The organism is Pseudomonas fluorescens (genome assembly GCF_001708445.1).
GTDB classification, from domain to species: domain Bacteria; phylum Pseudomonadota; class Gammaproteobacteria; order Pseudomonadales; family Pseudomonadaceae; genus Aquipseudomonas; species Aquipseudomonas gorinensis.
Genome location: NZ_CP015637.1, coordinates 5306104 through 5322465 on the forward strand (window position 1 = coordinate 5306104; position 16362 = coordinate 5322465).

The window sequence follows — 16362 nt, forward strand, 5'->3', positions numbered from 1 at the left end:
CTGGCCTGAATCAACCCTGTCGGCGTTGAGCGAGATAAAAAAACGGGAAACACCAGCGATGGTGTTTCCCGTTTTTTTACCCGCTTATCACGGCCTCGAGCGCCAGATTAGGCTTTTGAAACCATTCGATATTCTGTAGCCTTGCCCAGCTTCACTTTAACCCGTGCTTGATGAACACCCTCACTTCGTCCGGCGGCGCCCGAAGGGCTCCAGAGCCGGTGGTACACTCGACTTTCGCGCAACTGCGCCTGCAGGTCTTGCGAACATGACGCAAATTTCCGAACGCCTACTGGTTCAAGCCCACCTCGACGCCAAGCAGCCCAAGGTCCTCAGTGCCGATGAAGAGGCTAGCCTGCGTACCGCCATCGCCGCCGAGCTGAAAGCTCAGGACGCGGTGCTGGTCGCTCACTTCTACTGCGACCCGGTGATTCAGGCCCTGGCCGAAGAAACCGGCGGCTGTGTCTCCGATTCCCTGGAAATGGCACGCTTCGGCGCCGCCCACCCGGCCAAGACCGTGCTGGTCGCCGGTGTGCGTTTCATGGGCGAGACCGCCAAAATCCTTACCCCTGAAAAACGCATCCTGATGCCGACCCTGGAAGCCACGTGCTCCCTCGACCTGGGTTGCCCAGTGGATGAGTTTTCGGCGTTCTGCGATCAGCACCCCGAGCGCACCGTGGTGGTGTATGCCAACACCTCGGCGGCGGTCAAGGCGCGGGCGGATTGGGTGGTGACCTCCAGTTGTGCGCTGGAAATCGTCGAAAGCCTGATGGATAACGGCGAGACCATCATCTGGGGCCCGGACAAGCACCTGGGTACCTACATCCAGCGCCAGACCGGAGCCGACATGTTGTTGTGGGACGGTGCCTGCATTGTCCATGAAGAGTTCAAGTCCAAGCAGTTGGAAGATATGAAGGCGCTGTACCCGGACGCCGCGATCCTGGTGCACCCGGAGTCGCCGACGTCGGTGATCGAGTTGGCGGATGCGGTGGGTTCCACCAGCCAGTTGATTGCCGCGGCGCAGCGTCTGCCCAACAAGACCTTCATCGTCGCCACCGACCGCGGCATCTTCTACAAGATGCAGCAGTTGTGCCCGGACAAGGTCTTCGTCGAAGCGCCTACCGCCGGTAACGGCGCGGCATGCCGCAGCTGTGCACACTGCCCGTGGATGGCGATGAATACGCTGGAGCGCACCTTGCAGTGCCTGCGTGAGGGCAGTAACGAGATCTTCGTCGAGCCTTCGGTGATCCCGCAGGCGGTGCGGCCGCTCAAGCGCATGCTGGATTTCACTCAGGCTGCGCGCCTGAAGCTGGCCGGTAACGCCTGAAACGAAGCGAGCTCGGTTAAAAATGTGGGAGGGGGCTTGCCCCCGATGACGGTGTGTCGGTCAATAGAAATATTGAATGTAGAGCCGCTATCGGGGGCAAACCCCTCCCACATTTTGATTTCAGCAGGCAGGGAGTTATTTCTTTTGCTTCGGAATTCTCACCAACTGCGTATCCGAGTAGATGTCATGCCAGCTGCGTTTCTGCTTGTCGAACAACGACCAGATAAACCCCAGCCCCACGCACAACCACGACGCAATCGACACCACAAAGCGTAACAGCGCCTGCCACAGGCTGATCCGCGAGCCGTCGGCGTTCTGTACGCGCACGCCCCACACCTGCATGCCCAGGGTCTGCCCGGAATGGGTCCAGAATTTGGCGAAGAAGCCAAACAGCACAAAGAACAGAATGGTCGACAGCAGCGGGTCGCCGTCCAGCGCACCGGACTCGGTGAGAGTGCGCATTTTCGCTTCGCCCACGAATGCGATCCACACCAGTTTGTAAAGGAAGGCGGTGACGATCAGCAGTGCGGTGCACAACAGGAAGTCATAGAACATCGCTGCCAGGCGACGGCCCAGGCCAACGGCGGGGAACTCGCCTTGGGGGCTCAGCAGGGGTTTTGACATGGCAGGGCTCTCTGGAGAAAAAATGCATTTTACGGGGCAATGCCCCTGCGGCGCCCATAAAAAAGCCCCTGATGGTGACATCAGGGGCTTTTTGTCGCAGGGAAGTATCAGCCTTCGGCGATCACTTCATCAGCTTGCATGCCTTTTTGCCCTTGCACAGCAACGAAAGTCACTTTCTGGCCTTCTTTCAGGCTCTTGAAGCCGTTGCCCTGAATAGCGCGGAAGTGTACGAACAGATCCGGACCGCTTTCTGGAGTGATAAAACCAAACCCTTTTTCGTCGTTAAACCACTTGACGGTACCGCTCTTACGTTCAGACATTTTCTTATTTCCTTGACGCTAAAAATTGATGACAGCCCCTTCGCATGAAAGAGTACTGGGCTGGGTTGCAGGAAAGTAAGAGACGTCGAACGGGTTGTAGCAAGCTTTGGCTACTGCCCAGGTCAGGTTCCAAGCGACCCATGCAAACACAGTGGACAAACTCTACGACAACTAATGCAGAAAAAACAAGCCCTGCCAAAAGCCCAGGTTTTGCTTGGCCTCATGACACTTCGTTGAATAATGTGGAAGCGACTTATTCGATAGAATGGGTCACTTGTTATAGGTTAATTCCTTTAACAAAGACTATCGTTGCTGCACTGTTTTATGGCGGTTGCGTTACAGATTAGTGCACATTAACGCAACCGCGTTACTTATAGGAACAGTCAATCAGCCACGATAGTAACGCTGCGGCACAAATGGCATTTTACTTACACGAAGAGGTACCTTTTTCCCACGCACCAGCGCAGAGACTTGGGTATCCAGCGCGATGAATGCACTGTCCAGGTAACCCATGGCCAGTGGGCCGCCCAGGCTCGGGCCAAAGCCACCGCTGCATACGCTGCCGATCACGGTGCCGTGTTCATCGACGATCTCTGCGCCTTCACGTACGGGGGTGCGTTCCTGGGGCAGCAGACCTACGCGCTTGCGGCTGACGCCGGCCTGCTGCTGGGTGAAGATGCGATCGGCGCCCGGGAAGCCGCCGGCACGTGCACCGTCAGCCCGACGGGCCTTGGAGATCGCCCACAGCAGGCTGGCCTCGATCGGCGTGGTGTCGGTGTTCATGTCATGACCGTACAGGCACAGGCCGGCTTCCAGGCGCAGCGAGTCACGCGCACCCAGGCCGATCGCCTGTACTTCGGTTTCGGCGAGCAGGCTGCGTGCGAGGCTTTCGGCGTTGGCCGCCGGCACCGAGATTTCAAAGCCGTCTTCGCCGGTGTAGCCCGAGCGGCTCACGTAGCAGTCCACGCCCAGCAGGCGCAGGGAGGCGAACTGCATGAAGGTCATCTGCGTGACTTCAGGTGCCAGGCGAGCCAGTACCTTCACCGCAGCCGGGCCTTGCAGGGCCAGCAGGGCGCGTTCTTCGAACAGCGGCTCAATGCTGCATTGGTCGCCGATCCGCGCACGCAGGTGCGCCAGGTCCTGGTCCTTGCAGGCGGCGTTGACCACCAGGAACAGCTCGTCGTTACCCAGGTTGGCGACCATCAGGTCATCGAGGATGCCGCCCTGGTCATTGGTGAACATGGCATAGCGCTGCATGCCCACCGGCAGGTCAATGATGTCGACCGGTACCAGGGTTTCCAGGGCCTTGGCGGCATTGGCGCCGGTGAGGCGGATCTGGCCCATGTGGGACACGTCGAACAACCCGGCCTGTTCACGGGTGTGCAGGTGTTCCTTCATCACGCCCAGTGGGTATTGCACCGGCATGTCATAGCCGGCGAAAGGCACCATGCGCGCGCCCAGCTCGATATGCAGGGCGTGCAATGGGGTTTTCAACAGGGTTTCGGTGGACATATTCAGCTCCTGAAAAACGTACTGGCGCGCAGTTGGGCGTCAGCACTCGATAATGTTGACCGCCAAACCGCCACGGGCGGTTTCCTTGTATTTGCTTTTCATGTCGGCGCCGGTCTGGCGCATGGTGCGGATGACCTTGTCGAGGGACACAAAGTGCTGCCCATCGCCGCGCAGGGCCATGCGCACGGCATTGATCGCCTTGACCGAACCCATGGCATTGCGCTCGATACACGGTACCTGTACCAGGCCGCCAATCGGGTCGCAGGTCAGGCCGAGGTTGTGTTCCATGCCGATCTCGGCGGCGTTTTCCACTTGGGAAACGCTGCCGCCCAACACTTCGCACAGTGCGCCGGCCGCCATGGAGCACGCCACGCCGACTTCGCCCTGGCAGCCAACTTCGGCCCCGGAGATCGACGCGTTTTCCTTGTACAAAATGCCGATGGCGGCGGCGGTGAGCAGGAAGCGCACCACGCCGTCTTCATTCGCGCCCGGGATAAAGCGCATGTAGTAATGCAGCACTGCCGGCACGATCCCGGCAGCACCATTGGTGGGCGCCGTGACCACGCGGCCGCCGTTGGCGTTTTCTTCGTTGACCGCCAGGGCGTACAGGTTGACCCAGTCGAGTACCGACAGCGGGTCGCGCAGGGCCGATTCGGGGTTCTTGCACAGTTGGCGATGCAGGGCAGCGGCGCGGCGCTTGACCTTCAAGCCGCCCGGCAAGATGCCTTCGTTGCGACAACCGGCGCTCACACAGTCCTGCATCACTTGCCAGATCTTCAGCAAGCCGGCGCGGGTTTCTGCTTCAGGGCGCCAGGCACTTTCGTTGGTCAGCATCACCTGGCTGATGGACAGTCCGTAGGTGGCGCAATGGCCAAGCAAGTCCTTGGCGTGCTTGAAGGGGAAGGTCAGGGGGGTGGTGTCTTCGACGATCCGGTCGGCGCCGGCGGCGTCTTCATCCACCACGAACCCGCCGCCGACCGAGTAGTACTCGCGGCTGCGAATCTGGATACCCGCGGCGTCAAAGGCCCTAAAGATCATGCCGTTGGGGTGGTAGGCCAGGGGTTTGCGAATCATTGCCAGGTGTTCTTTCTCGTTGAACGCAATGCTGTGTTCGCCGAGCAGGTTCAAGCGACCGTCGCTGCGCATCTGCGCCAGGCGTGCGGCCACGGTTTCGGTGTTCACGGTGTCCGGGTGTTCGCCTTCCAGGCCCAGCAGCACGGCCTTGTCGCTGCCGTGGCCTTTACCGGTGGCGCCGAGGGAGCCGTAGAGTTCCACCTTGATGCCGGCGGTGGCGCTCAGCAGGTTGTCCCGCTTGAGGCCCTCGACGAATCGAGCGGCCGCGCGCATAGGGCCGACGGTGTGGGAGCTGGAGGGGCCGATGCCAATCTTGAACAGGTCGAACACGCTTAACGACATGAGTTGTTCTCCGGTTTCTTGTTATGTATTGGGTGTACTCGGTCAATGTGGGAGGGGGCTTGCCCCCGATAGCGGTGGGTCAGTAGAAAGTTCTGGTGACTGACACTCTGCCATCGGGGGCAAGCCCCCTCCCACATTTGATTACGCGTAGCTCTCGATCGAAGGGCACGCGCATACGAGGTTGCGATCGCCAAACACGTTGTCGACCCGGCCAACCGGTGGCCAGTATTTGCCTTCGATCAACGAAGCTACCGGGTACACCGCCTGTTCACGGCTGTATGGGTGGCTCCATTCGCCCACCAGTTCCGCCGCGGTGTGCGGGGCGTTTTTCAGTGGGTTGTCGTCCTTGTCCAGGGTGCCGTTTTCCACCGCTCGGATTTCTTCGCGGATGGCGATCATCGCGTCGCAGAAGCGGTCCAGTTCTTCCTTGGATTCACTTTCGGTGGGCTCGATCATCAAGGTGCCGGCGACCGGGAACGACATGGTCGGTGCATGGAAACCGAAGTCGATCAGGCGCTTGGCCACGTCATCCACGCTGATGCCGCTGCTGTCTTTGAGCGGGCGCAAGTCCAGGATGCATTCATGCGCTACCAGGCCGTTGCTGCCGGTGTACAGCACGGGGTAGTGCTCTTCCAGGCGACGGGAGATGTAGTTGGCATTCAGGATCGCCAGTTGCGACGCACGCTTGAGGCCCGCACCGCCCATCATGCTGATGTACATCCAGGTAATCGGCAGGATGCTTGCGCTGCCAAAAGGCGCTGCGCACACCGCGCCTTCCTTGCGCGCCATGGCCGCGTGGCCCGGCAGGAATGGCGTGAGGTGCGATTTGACGCCAATCGGGCCGACGCCCGGGCCGCCACCGCCGTGGGGGATGCAGAAGGTCTTGTGCAGGTTCAGGTGGGACACGTCGCCACCAAACTTGCCCGGTGCGCACAGGCCGACCATGGCGTTCATGTTCGCGCCGTCGATGTACACCTGGCCGCCGTTGTCGTGGATGATCCCGCAGATTTCGCGGATGCCTTCCTCGAACACACCGTGGGTGGACGGGTAGGTGATCATCAGCGCGGCGAGGTGTTCGCGGTGCTCGATGGCCTTGGCACGCAGGTCTTCGATATCCACGTTGCCCCGGGCATCGCAGGCGGTGACGACCACGCGCATACCGGCCATGTTGGCGGTGGCCGGGTTGGTGCCGTGTGCCGACGATGGGATCAGGCAGATGTCGCGACGGGCTTCGCCACGGCTCTGGTGATAGGCGCGAATGGCCAACAGACCGGCGTACTCACCCTGGGAACCGGCGTTCGGTTGCAGGGAGATCGCGTCGTAACCGGTGGCCGCGCAGAGCATGGCTTCCAGGTCAGAGGTCAATTGCAGGTAGCCGGCGCTTTGCTCGGCTGGGGCGAAGGGGTGCAGGGCACCGAATTCAGCCCAGGTCACCGGGATCATTTCGCTGGCGGCGTTGAGCTTCATGGTGCATGAACCCAGCGGGATCATGGTGCGGTCCAGTGCCAGGTCCTTGTCGGCCAGCTTGCGCAGGTAGCGCATCAGCTCGGTTTCCGAGTGATAACGGTTGAATACCGGGTGGCTGAGGATCGGCGACTGGCGCAGCAGCGCGGCGGGCAGGGTGCTGTCGACGCTGGCCGCCAGGGCGGCGAAGTCCGGCAGGGCTTTACCGTCGGCCAATACGCTCCACAGGGTCTCGATATCGGCCTGGGTGGTGGTTTCATCCAGCGACAGGCCCAGTCGCGCAGCGTCCACGACCCGCAGGTTGATGCGTTGGGCGCGGGCTTTGTCGTGCAGCGCGGCGGTGTGAGTGCCGGTGGCCAGTGTCAGCGTGTCGAAGAAGGTGGCTTGTTCAACCTGAAGGCCCAAGGTGGTCAAGCCCTTGGCCAGGATCGCGGTCAGGTGGTGAATGCGCTGGGCGATCTGGGTCAGGCCTTTAGGGCCGTGGTACACGGCGTACATGCTGGCGATGTTGGCCAGCAGCACTTGGGCAGTGCAGATGTTGCTGGTGGCTTTCTCGCGGCGGATATGTTGCTCGCGGGTCTGCATGGCCAGGCGCAGGGCCGGCTTGCCGAAGCGGTCGACCGATACACCGACCAGACGCCCCGGCATATCGCGCTTGAACGCATCCCTGGTGGAGAAGTACGCCGCGTGCGGGCCACCGAAGCCCAGCGGCACGCCGAAGCGTTGCGCGCTGCCAATGGCCACGTCGGCGCCGAACTCACCCGGTGGGGTCAGCAGGGTCAGGGCCAGCAGGTCGGCGGCTACCGCCACCAGCGCATGGGCGGCATGGAAGCGTTCAGCCAGTTCACGGTAGTCGAACACGTCACCGTTGCTGGCCGGGTATTGCAGCAGTGCCCCGAAGAACGGGCTGACGTCGGTCAGTTCGCGCTCATCGCCCACCACCACATCGATGCCCAATGGCTCGGCACGGGTGCGCAGCACATCGAGGGTTTGCGGGTGGCTGTGGATCGAGGCAAAGAAGGCATTGCTGCCTTTGTTCTTGCTCAGGCGCTTGCAGAAGGTCATCGCTTCGGCGGCCGCGGTGGCTTCGTCGAGCAAGGAGGCGTTGGCGATCGGCAGGCCGGTGAGGTCGCTGATCAGGGTCTGGAAGTTCAGCAGCGCTTCCAGGCGGCCTTGGGAGATTTCTGGCTGGTACGGGGTGTAGGCGGTGTACCAGGCCGGGTTTTCCAGGAGGTTGCGCAGGATCGGCGACGGCGTATGGCAGTTGTAGTAGCCCTGGCCGATATAGGTCTTGAACAGTTGGTTCTTGCCTGCGATCGCCTTGATCCTGGCCAGTGCCTCGGCTTCGCTCAGGCCGTCTTCCAGGCCAAGCACGCTGGTGCCCTTGATGCTTTCCGGGATCACGCTGGCGCTCAAGGCTTCCAGGGAGTCAAAACCCAGGCTGGCGAGCATCTGCTGCTCATCGTCCTGGCGCGGGCCGATATGGCGGGCGATGAATTCGTTGGCGGTGCTCAGGTTGATACTCATGGCGCGCTCCTCAGGCTTCGGCGTTGGCTTTGATCAGACGGTCGTACGCGTCCTGATCCAACAGTTTAGCGATAGCCTCGGCATCGGCCGGTTTAAAGCGGAAGAACCAGCCTTCGCCCATCGGGTCTTCGTTGACCAGTTCCGGGCTGCCGTCGAGCTTGTCGTTCACTTCCAGCACTTCACCGTCCAATGGCATGTACACGCCGCTGGCGGCCTTGACCGACTCAACGGTGGACGCTTCGGCGCCCTTGGCGTAGGCCTGCAACTCTGGCAGTTGCACGAAAACCACATCACCCAGCGCGTCCTGCGCGAAAGCGGTGATACCCACGGTGACGCTGCCGTCAGCTTCGGCGCGCAGCCATTCGTGATCTTCAGTGAAACGCAACTCGCTCATGGAAACTCCTCGGGGCCAGATTCGTCTGGTGGACGGGATTGGAATAATGGGGAGTTGCTTAGCAATATTGCGGCCAACGTTATTAAATCTTTAAAAATCAATAAGTTAATAAAATGGGTTATGACGTTATGCGTTTTGCCTGTAGCGATTTCGCTACAGTCCGGCCGTCTAAAAAAAGCCTATGTGGATCAAAGCCTTGCATGGCGCGTAAAAAACAGGGTTGTAGCGATATCGTTCCACTGTAGCGCTTTCAGTACAGTGGATGTCGTTCTCAGACCCTTTTTTGAAACGCGGCCCTGTAGGCGCGAGCTTGCTCGCGACGATCGTCAACGATGACGCAAGCAGCCTGGATGAACGCCGCACCCTTGGGGTTTTCGCCAGCAAGCTTGCGCCTGCAGTGGGCAGAGCCCATCTCAGGGCTTGTTCGGGATGCCGTACTTGCGCAGGCGATGGGCGATAGCGGTGTGGGAGGTTTGCAGGCGGCTCGCCAGTTGACGGGTCGAGGGGTAGCTGGTGTAGAGCTTCTCCAGCAGGTTGCGCTCGAAATCGTCCATAGCTTGTTCCAGGCTGTCGACCTCGCCATCGCTTTGGCGGGCGACCGAGGTGCCGGCGATATCCAGGTCACCAATGTCCACCAGGCTGCTTTCGCAGATGGCAGCTGCGCGGAAGATCACGTTCTGCAACTGCCGCACATTGCCCGGCCAGCGGTTGCCGAGCAGCGCCGGATACGTGCCGGGCGCCAGGCGGCACACCGGTCGCTGGATCTGGGCACAGGCCTGCTGCATGAAGTAGCGCGCCAGCAGCAGGATGTCCTGGCCGCGCTCGCGCAGGGGCGGCACTTCGACGTTGAGCACGTTGAGCCGATAGAACAGGTCTTCGCGAAAAGTCCCCTCGCTGACCATCTTTTCCAGGTCGCGGTGGGTCGCGCTGAGGATGCGCACATTGACCTTCACTTCGCGATCACCGCCGACCCGGCGAAAGCTGCCGTCGTTGAGAAAGCGCAGCAACTTGGCCTGCAGGTACGGCGACATCTCACCGATCTCATCCAGGAACACCGTGCCCTGGTTGGCCAGCTCCATCAGCCCCGGCTTGCCACCGCGCTGGGCGCCGGTAAACGCACCGGGGGCATAGCCGAACAGTTCGCTTTCGGCGAGGTTCTCCGGCAGCGCCGCGCAGTTCAGCGCCAGGAACGGTGCGCTGTACCGCGCACTGATGGCATGGCAGGCACGGGCCACCAGTTCCTTGCCGGTACCGGTTTCGCCCTGGATCAACAGCGGTGCATCCAGTGCGGCCACCCGCTGCGCGCGCGCCTTGAGGGTGCGGATCACCGGGGACTCGCCCAGCAGTGCATCGAAGCCTTCGGCATGGTCGTGGTGCAGCGCAGACAATTGCTCGCCGATGCGGTTGGGCTGATAGAGCGTGAGCAGGGCGCCGGCATCGGTGATCGGGGTGGCATCCAGCAACAGGGTCTGGCCGTTGACGTTGATTTCGCGCAACGGCAAACGAAAGCCCTGTTCCAGCAAGGTGTCCAGCAACGCGGGGTCATTGAACAGCTCGGCAATGCTTTCCCCGGCCGGCTCGCGGCCGTACAGGGCGATCAACGCCGGGTTGGCCAGCAGGATCGTGCCGGCGCTGTCCAGGGCCAGTACCGGGTCGGTCATGGCCGCCAGCAGGGCGTCGAGTTGCAGGTGGCGACGTTGGCCGGGGAGGATGTCGACCACGGTGACCGACTGGACGCCGTGCACGCTGAACAGCGCATCGCGCAACTCTTCAAGGACTTCGGCACTCAGGGTCGGCGCGTCGATGTAGACGTTGGGCGGCACCATTTCCACGGCATCCAGGTTGAGATTGCGCCCACCGAGCAAGGCCAGGACTTCCTGGGTGATGCCGACGCGGTCGATGAAGCTGACGTGGATACGCATGGGGCGCTAACAATTCTGGGGAGCGAGAGGCGGCAAGTATGCCTTGGCGCGGATGGAGATCAAAATATGGGAGGGGGCGTGCGACGATTCAACATGCTCCCGATGGCGGTGTGTCAGTCAGCTGATCCACCGCCATCGGGAGCAAGCCCCCTCCCACATTTTGAGCAGTGTTGTGTCAGTGCAACCGGGTTATTCCAAGTGTTCAGGCTTGATCGGGTCGCCGGATTTCACATCCAGTTGATGCCGTACATCCTCGAACATCTGGTCGTACTGTTTGTGCATCGATCCATTCAACACGGCGATCTTCGGCATGCCGTATTTCTGCGCAATGTTCATCGCATGCCGCGCAAAGTCGAAGGCCTGGTCCTTGGGCAGGAAGAACTCTTCCTTGAGGTCCTTGCCCTGCACCGAGCCGTGCAGCTTGAACAGCATGCCCTTGCCTTCCTTTGGGTCCTGGCTGATTTCGTAGTCAATACACAGGTTGTAGCTGTAGTCCTGGGTATTCAGCGCGTGACGTTCAACGTGCAAGTGACCGGGTTCAAAGGTGGCCATAGGCGTATCTCCTCTACTTCACAGATAGGTGATGCCAGGTGTTGCCGTGCTGATGCGTGTGCCGGCACTGCCCTGGACGATGGCTTCGATGTCGGAGAGTGAACCGATCACTGCGGTTTTGCCAGTCTGGCGGGCGAACTCGCAGGCTGCTTGCACCTTGGGCCCCATGGAGCCGGCGGCGAAACCGAGTCTTTCCATTTCATCCGGGTGGGCCTGGCCGATAGCCTTCTGGGTCGGTTTGCCAAAGTCGATATACGCCGCGTTGACGTCGGTGGCGATCACCAGCAAATCGGCTTCCAGTTGCGATGCCAGCAGCGATGAGCACAGGTCTTTGTCGATGACCGCTTCAATACCCTTGAGCTTGCCGTCTTCGCCATACATCGTTGGAATACCGCCGCCGCCGGCGCAGATCACGATGCTGCCCTTTTCCAGCAGCCATTGGATCGGGCGAATTTCAAAGATGCGTTTCGGCCGCGGGCTGGCCACGACGCGGCGGTATTTATCGCCATCCGGGGCGATCGCCCAGCCTTTTTCAGCGGCCAGTTGCTCGGCTTCGGCCTTGGAGTACACCGGGCCTATGGGCTTGCTGGGGTGCTGGAAGGCCGGGTCGTTGGCGTCTACTTCGACCTGGGTGAGCAGGGTGGCGAAGGGCACTTCGAAGTCCAGCAGGTTGCCCAGTTCCTGTTCGATGATGTAGCCGATCATGCCTTCGGTTTCCGCACCGAGCACGTCCAGCGGGTAGGGCGATACGCTGGTGTAGGCCGCAGCCTGCAACGACAGCAGGCCGACCTGCGGGCCATTGCCGTGGGCGATGACCAGCTCGTTGCCGGGGCGGATCTTGGCGATCTGTTCGGTGGCAATGCGGATATTGGCGCGTTGGTTGTCTGCGGTCATGGGTTCACCACGGCGCAGGAGGGCGTTGCCGCCCAGGGCTACGACGATGCGCATAATGCAATCCTTCTAGAGCTCGTAATCCTTTGTAGGAGCGAGCTTGCTCGCGAAGGAGGTCAACGATAACGCGCCCATCCTGAATGAACGCGGTGCCCTTGAATTTTTCGCGAGCAAGCTCGCTCCTACAGTGGGATCGCAGCAGGGTTTAGATATCCGCGAGTGCCGACACCAGGATCGCCTTGATGGTGTGCATGCGGTTTTCCGCCTGCTCAAAGGCAATGTTGGCCGGCGACTCGAACACTTCTTCAGTCACTTCCACACCATTGGCCAGGTTCGGATAACGCGCGGCGATGTCCTTGCCGACCTTGGTCTCGCTGTTATGGAACGCCGGCAGGCAGTGCATGAACTTCACGCGCGGGTTGCCCGAGGCTTTCATCATCTTGGTGTTGACCTGGTACGGCAGCAGTTGCTCGATACGTTCGTCCCACGCTTCCACCGGCTCACCCATGGAGACCCAGATATCGGTGTGGATAAAGTCCACGCCTTTGACCGCTTCTTTTGGGTCTTCGGTGATGGTGATACGCGCGCCGCTTTCTTCGGCAAAGGCCTGGCACTGCTTGATGAAATCTTCATGGGGCCACAGGGCTTTTGGCGCGCCGATGCGCACGTCCATGCCCAGCTTGGCGCCGATCATCAGCAGCGAATTGCCCATGTTGTAGCGTGCGTCACCCAGGTAGGCGTAGCTGATGTCATGCAGCGGCTTGTCGCTGTGTTCGCGCATGGTCAGGGTGTCGGCAATCATCTGGGTCGGGTGGAATTCAGCGGTCAGGCCGTTGAACACCGGCACGCCGGCAAACTTGGCCAGCTCTTCGACGATTTCCTGCTCGAAGCCACGGTATTCAATGGCATCGAACATGCGGCCGAGCACGCGGGCGGTGTCTTTCATGCTTTCTTTGTGGCCGATCTGCGACGACACCGGGTCGATATAGGTGACGTGAGCGCCCTGGTCGTGGGCTGCCACTTCGAACGCGCAGCGGGTACGGGTCGAGGTTTTTTCAAAGATCAGCGCGATGTTCTTGCCTTGCAGGTGTGGACGCTCGGTGCCGGTGTATTTGGCGCGCTTGAGGTCGCGGGACAGGTCCAGCAGGTAATGCAGTTCGCGGGTGGTGTGGTGCATCAGCGACAGCAGGCTGCGGTTGCGCATATTGAAAGCCATGGTGGATCTCCTTCTGTTCAGGTTATCCCCTGGGCCGACGCCTTATGAGCGGCGGCCAAGGTTTGAAAGTTAGTAGTCGATAGGGTCGCGGATGATCGGGCAGGTCATGCAGTGGCCGCCGCCCCGGCCCCGGCCGAGTTCACCGGCGCTGATGGTGATGACTTCCACGCCGGCCTTGCGCAGCAGGGTGTTGGTGTAGGTATTGCGGTCGTAGCCGATGACCACGCCCGGCTCCACGGCGACCACGTTGTTGCCGTCGTCCCACTGCTCGCGTTCGGCAGCGAAGCTGTTGCCGCCGGTTTCGACGACCCGCAGGGCCTTGAGGTTGAGCGCTGCGGCCACGGTTTCGAGGAAGTTGGTTTTCTCCCGTTGAATATCGATGCCGTGTGGCTTGCTCTCGTCAGGGCGCAGGGTGAAGGGCACGATCTGGCTGACCACTTCGGGGAAGATGGTGACCAGGTCGCGGTCGCAGAAACTGAACACGGTGTCCAAGTGCATCGCCGCGCGGGATTTTGGCAGGCCGGCAACGATCACCCGTTCCACGGCTTTGTTCTTGAACAGGTTGCGCGCCAACTGGCCGATGGCCTGGTGGGATGAGCGCTCGCCCATGCCGATCAACACCACGCCATTGCCAATCGGCATGACGTCGCCACCTTCCAGCGTGGCGGCACCGTGTTCCTGGTCGGGGTCGCCATACCAGATTTGGAAGTCGGCGTTGGTGAACTCGGGGTGGAATTTGTAGATGGCGCTGGCCAGCAGGGTTTCCTGACGTCGCGCCGGCCAGTACATCGGGTTGAGCGTCACGCCGCCGTAGATCCAGCAAGTGGTGTCGCGGGTGAACTGGGTGTTGGGCAGCGGCGGCAGAATGAAGCTGGCGTGGCCGAGGAAGTCGCGGAACATCTCGATGGTTTTGCCACCGAAGCTGCTCGGCAGGTCATCGGCCGACACGCCACCAATCAGGAACTCGGCGATCTTGCGTGGCTCCAGGCTACGCAGCCAGGAACCGACTTCATCGACCAGGCCCAGACCGACGGTGTTGGAGGTGATCTTGCGCTCCAGGATCCAGTCCAGGGCTTCGGGGTTGGCAACGATATCGGTCAGCAGGTTGTGCATTTCCAGCACATCAATGTCCCGCTCGCGCATCTTGGTGACGAAATCGAAATGGTCGCGCTTGGCCTGGGCCACCCACAACACGTCATCGAACAGCAATTCATCACAGTTGTTGGGGGTCAGCCGCTGGTGGGCCAAACCTGGGGAGCACACCATGACTTTACGCAGTTTGCCGGCTTCGGAATGTACGCCGTACTTCACTTTTTCCGTGGTCATTACAGATCCTCCAGTGAGCAACAATTACATAGTCAGGAAGCCGGCGTAGAGCCCATAGGCGGCCACCAGGGCGCCAATGACCACTGCGACGAAAATCAGCTTCTCGACGTTGGTGAAAATCGGTTTGCCCAGTTCATGCTTGGCCTTGGCGAACAGGATCGCGCCAGGGGCATAGAGCAGGGCGGAGAGCAGCAGGTATTTGGTGCCGCCGGCATACAGCAGCCAGACCGCATAGATCAGCGCGATCGCGCCGATGACCAGGTCTTTCCTGCGTTCGCCCGCGGCGTTTTCGTAAGTCTCGCCACGTACCGCCAGCAGCAGCGCATAGGCAGCGGACCACAGGTAAGGCACCAGGATCATCGAGGTGGCGAGGTAGATCAGCGACAGGTAGGTGCTGGCGGAAAACAGCGTGATCACCAGGAATAACTGGACCAGCGCGTTGGTCAGCCACAGGGCGTTGGCCGGCACATGGTTGGCGTTTTCGCGGCGCAAAAACTCCGGCATGGTGTGGTCCTTGGCGGCGGCGAACATGATCTCCGCACACAGCAGCACCCACGACAGCAACGCACCGAGCAGCGAGATAACCAGGCCGACACTGATCAACACGGCGCCCCAGTGGCCCACGACATGCTCCAGCACGGCAGCCATCGATGGGTTCTGCAACTTGGCCAGTTCCGGTTGGGTCATGATCCCGAGGGACAGCACGTTCACCAGCATCAGGAACAGCAGCACGGTGATAAAGCCGATCACGGTGGCCTTGCCCACATCCGAACGTTTTTCGGCACGCGCCGAGAAGATGCTCGCGCCTTCGATGCCGATGAACACCCACACGGTGACCAGCATCATGTTGCGCACCTGGTTCATCACGCTGCCCAGGTCCGGGTTTTTCAGGCCCCAGATGTCAGCGGTGAAGATGTCCAGCTTGAACGCGAACACGGCGATCAACACGAACAGCACCAGCGGCACGATCTTGGCGACGGTGGTCACCAGGTTGACGAACGCCGCCTCCTTGATCCCGCGCAGTACCAGGAAATGCACGGCCCAGAGCAGGACCGAGGCGCCGATCACCGCGGCCGGGGTGTTGCCCTCGCCAAAGATCGGGAAGAAGTAACCGAGGGTGCTGAACAGCAGCACGAAATAGCCGACGTTACCCAGCCAGGCGCTGATCCAGTACCCCCAGGCGGACGAGAACCCCATGTAGTCGCCAAACCCGGCCTTGGCGTAGGCATATACCCCGCCGTCGAGGTCGGGTTTGCGGTTGGCCAACGTCTGAAACACGAAGGCGAGGGTCAACATACCCACGGCCGTGATGACCCAACCAATCAGGACAGCGCCAACATCGGCACTGGCCGCCATGTTTTGCGGCAGGGAGAAGATCCCGCCGCCAATCATTGAACCCACGACAAGTGCAACCAGTGCACCGAGTCGAAGTTTTCCGGCAGATTCAGACATTGCATAACTCCAATGCAGGAGAAGAGAGACCACAGAATAATTCCGTGCGCTAATCAAACAGCTGACTCAGATCACATCATTGGCACATTCCATTGTGAATTAATGACTTAGGCTGAAAAGCCGCGGGCAGCACTTTTCTTCGCAAAGGCGCTTTCCAGAGCGATCTGTGCGGTGTGGTCAATCTTTTAGTGCAATGCGTGGACGTTTGAAGCTAGTCCTTTTTTCTGAATGTGCAAACTTTTCCAAAAGGCGACGATAAGTAGCTTGGAGGCGACAAAGTATTCGTCGTATTTAAATTCTAAATAAGCCTAAACTATGAAAACTGTCATGCCCTTGAGTTATGAGCGTGGCAGTTTTATCGCGGTCTTTAATAAACGCTACACTCGCTGAGTTAATTAGTTGAGTGCACGGTTGTCAGCTCA

Annotated in this window: 13 protein-coding genes; 1 reads left to right on the top strand and 12 read right to left on the bottom strand. The window is 60.5% G+C overall.

Features of this window, described 5'->3' with window-relative positions:
- The first annotated feature begins 265 nt into the window (after nucleotides 1-265).
- On the top strand, nucleotides 266-1324 hold the full coding sequence (gene nadA, locus A7317_RS23600; RefSeq protein ID WP_069076930.1) for a quinolinate synthase NadA: 1059 nt from the start codon (nucleotides 266-268) through the stop codon (nucleotides 1322-1324).
- Between the two features lie 135 nt (nucleotides 1325-1459).
- Here nadA and A7317_RS23605 read toward each other — a convergent pair whose 3' ends face one another.
- The 12 genes from A7317_RS23605 to arcD form a co-directional block, all read right to left on the bottom strand.
- Entirely contained in the window at nucleotides 1460-1948 is a 489-nt protein-coding gene (locus A7317_RS23605; protein ID WP_024077136.1) for an RDD family protein, read from the bottom strand.
- Nucleotides 1949-2055: 107 nt separating this feature from the next.
- Nucleotides 2056-2268 (bottom strand): cold-shock protein, encoded by a 213-nt coding sequence (locus A7317_RS23610; RefSeq protein WP_024077135.1) that lies wholly within the window; start codon nucleotides 2266-2268, stop codon nucleotides 2056-2058.
- Between the two features lie 387 nt (nucleotides 2269-2655).
- Entirely contained in the window at nucleotides 2656-3780 is a 1125-nt protein-coding gene (gene gcvT / locus A7317_RS23615) for a glycine cleavage system aminomethyltransferase GcvT (protein WP_069076931.1), read from the bottom strand.
- A gap of 39 nt (nucleotides 3781-3819) precedes the next feature.
- Nucleotides 3820-5196: an L-serine ammonia-lyase gene (locus tag A7317_RS23620; RefSeq protein ID WP_024077133.1), complete on the bottom strand. Its 1377-nt coding sequence runs from the start codon at nucleotides 5194-5196 to the stop codon at nucleotides 3820-3822.
- A 141-nt stretch (nucleotides 5197-5337) separates the two neighbouring features.
- Nucleotides 5338-8187 carry an aminomethyl-transferring glycine dehydrogenase gene (gene gcvP, locus A7317_RS23625; protein WP_069076932.1) on the bottom strand — a complete coding sequence of 950 codons (2850 nt, stop codon included), beginning with the start codon at nucleotides 8185-8187 and terminating at the stop codon, nucleotides 5338-5340.
- A 10-nt stretch (nucleotides 8188-8197) separates the two neighbouring features.
- Nucleotides 8198-8581, bottom strand: coding sequence for a glycine cleavage system protein GcvH (gene gcvH / locus A7317_RS23630; protein WP_024077131.1), 384 nt, complete (start codon nucleotides 8579-8581; stop codon nucleotides 8198-8200).
- A 413-nt stretch (nucleotides 8582-8994) separates the two neighbouring features.
- The gene (locus A7317_RS23635; protein WP_024077130.1) at nucleotides 8995-10503 is read right to left on the bottom strand and encodes a sigma-54-dependent transcriptional regulator; all 1509 of its coding nucleotides are present in this window, start codon (nucleotides 10501-10503) and stop codon (nucleotides 8995-8997) included.
- 189 nt (nucleotides 10504-10692) lie between these two features.
- Nucleotides 10693-11055: a DUF5064 family protein gene (locus tag A7317_RS23640; protein ID WP_024077129.1), complete on the bottom strand. Its 363-nt coding sequence runs from the start codon at nucleotides 11053-11055 to the stop codon at nucleotides 10693-10695.
- Between the two features lie 18 nt (nucleotides 11056-11073).
- Nucleotides 11074-12003 carry a carbamate kinase gene (gene arcC, locus A7317_RS23645; protein WP_069076933.1) on the bottom strand — a complete coding sequence of 310 codons (930 nt, stop codon included), beginning with the start codon at nucleotides 12001-12003 and terminating at the stop codon, nucleotides 11074-11076.
- Nucleotides 12004-12151: 148 nt separating this feature from the next.
- The gene (locus A7317_RS23650; protein WP_024077127.1) at nucleotides 12152-13162 is read right to left on the bottom strand and encodes an ornithine carbamoyltransferase; all 1011 of its coding nucleotides are present in this window, start codon (nucleotides 13160-13162) and stop codon (nucleotides 12152-12154) included.
- 69 nt (nucleotides 13163-13231) lie between these two features.
- Entirely contained in the window at nucleotides 13232-14488 is a 1257-nt protein-coding gene (gene arcA, locus A7317_RS23655; RefSeq protein ID WP_024077126.1) for an arginine deiminase, read from the bottom strand.
- 24 nt (nucleotides 14489-14512) lie between these two features.
- Entirely contained in the window at nucleotides 14513-15940 is a 1428-nt protein-coding gene (arcD, locus tag A7317_RS23660; protein ID WP_024077125.1) for an arginine-ornithine antiporter, read from the bottom strand.
- Nucleotides 15941-16362 lie beyond the last annotated feature (422 nt).

Excerpts from the sequence above, each read along its gene's own strand:
- nadA (WP_069076930.1), top strand. The coding sequence starts at position 266 with ATGACGCAAATTTCCGAACGCCTACTGGTTCAAGCCCACCTCGACGCC.
- A7317_RS23605 (WP_024077136.1), bottom strand. The coding sequence starts at position 1,948 with ATGTCAAAACCCCTGCTGAGCCCCCAAGGCGAGTTCCCCGCCGTTGGC.
- A7317_RS23610 (WP_024077135.1), bottom strand. The coding sequence starts at position 2,268 with ATGTCTGAACGTAAGAGCGGTACCGTCAAGTGGTTTAACGACGAAAAA.
- gcvT (WP_069076931.1), bottom strand. The coding sequence starts at position 3,780 with ATGTCCACCGAAACCCTGTTGAAAACCCCATTGCACGCCCTGCATATC.
- A7317_RS23620 (WP_024077133.1), bottom strand. The coding sequence starts at position 5,196 with ATGTCGTTAAGCGTGTTCGACCTGTTCAAGATTGGCATCGGCCCCTCC.
- gcvP (WP_069076932.1), bottom strand. The coding sequence starts at position 8,187 with ATGAGTATCAACCTGAGCACCGCCAACGAATTCATCGCCCGCCATATC.
- gcvH (WP_024077131.1), bottom strand. The coding sequence starts at position 8,581 with ATGAGCGAGTTGCGTTTCACTGAAGATCACGAATGGCTGCGCGCCGAA.
- A7317_RS23635 (WP_024077130.1), bottom strand. The coding sequence starts at position 10,503 with ATGCGTATCCACGTCAGCTTCATCGACCGCGTCGGCATCACCCAGGAA.
- A7317_RS23640 (WP_024077129.1), bottom strand. The coding sequence starts at position 11,055 with ATGGCCACCTTTGAACCCGGTCACTTGCACGTTGAACGTCACGCGCTG.
- arcC (WP_069076933.1), bottom strand. The coding sequence starts at position 12,003 with ATGCGCATCGTCGTAGCCCTGGGCGGCAACGCCCTCCTGCGCCGTGGT.
- A7317_RS23650 (WP_024077127.1), bottom strand. The coding sequence starts at position 13,162 with ATGGCTTTCAATATGCGCAACCGCAGCCTGCTGTCGCTGATGCACCAC.
- arcA (WP_024077126.1), bottom strand. The coding sequence starts at position 14,488 with ATGACCACGGAAAAAGTGAAGTACGGCGTACATTCCGAAGCCGGCAAA.
- arcD (WP_024077125.1), bottom strand. The coding sequence starts at position 15,940 with ATGTCTGAATCTGCCGGAAAACTTCGACTCGGTGCACTGGTTGCACTT.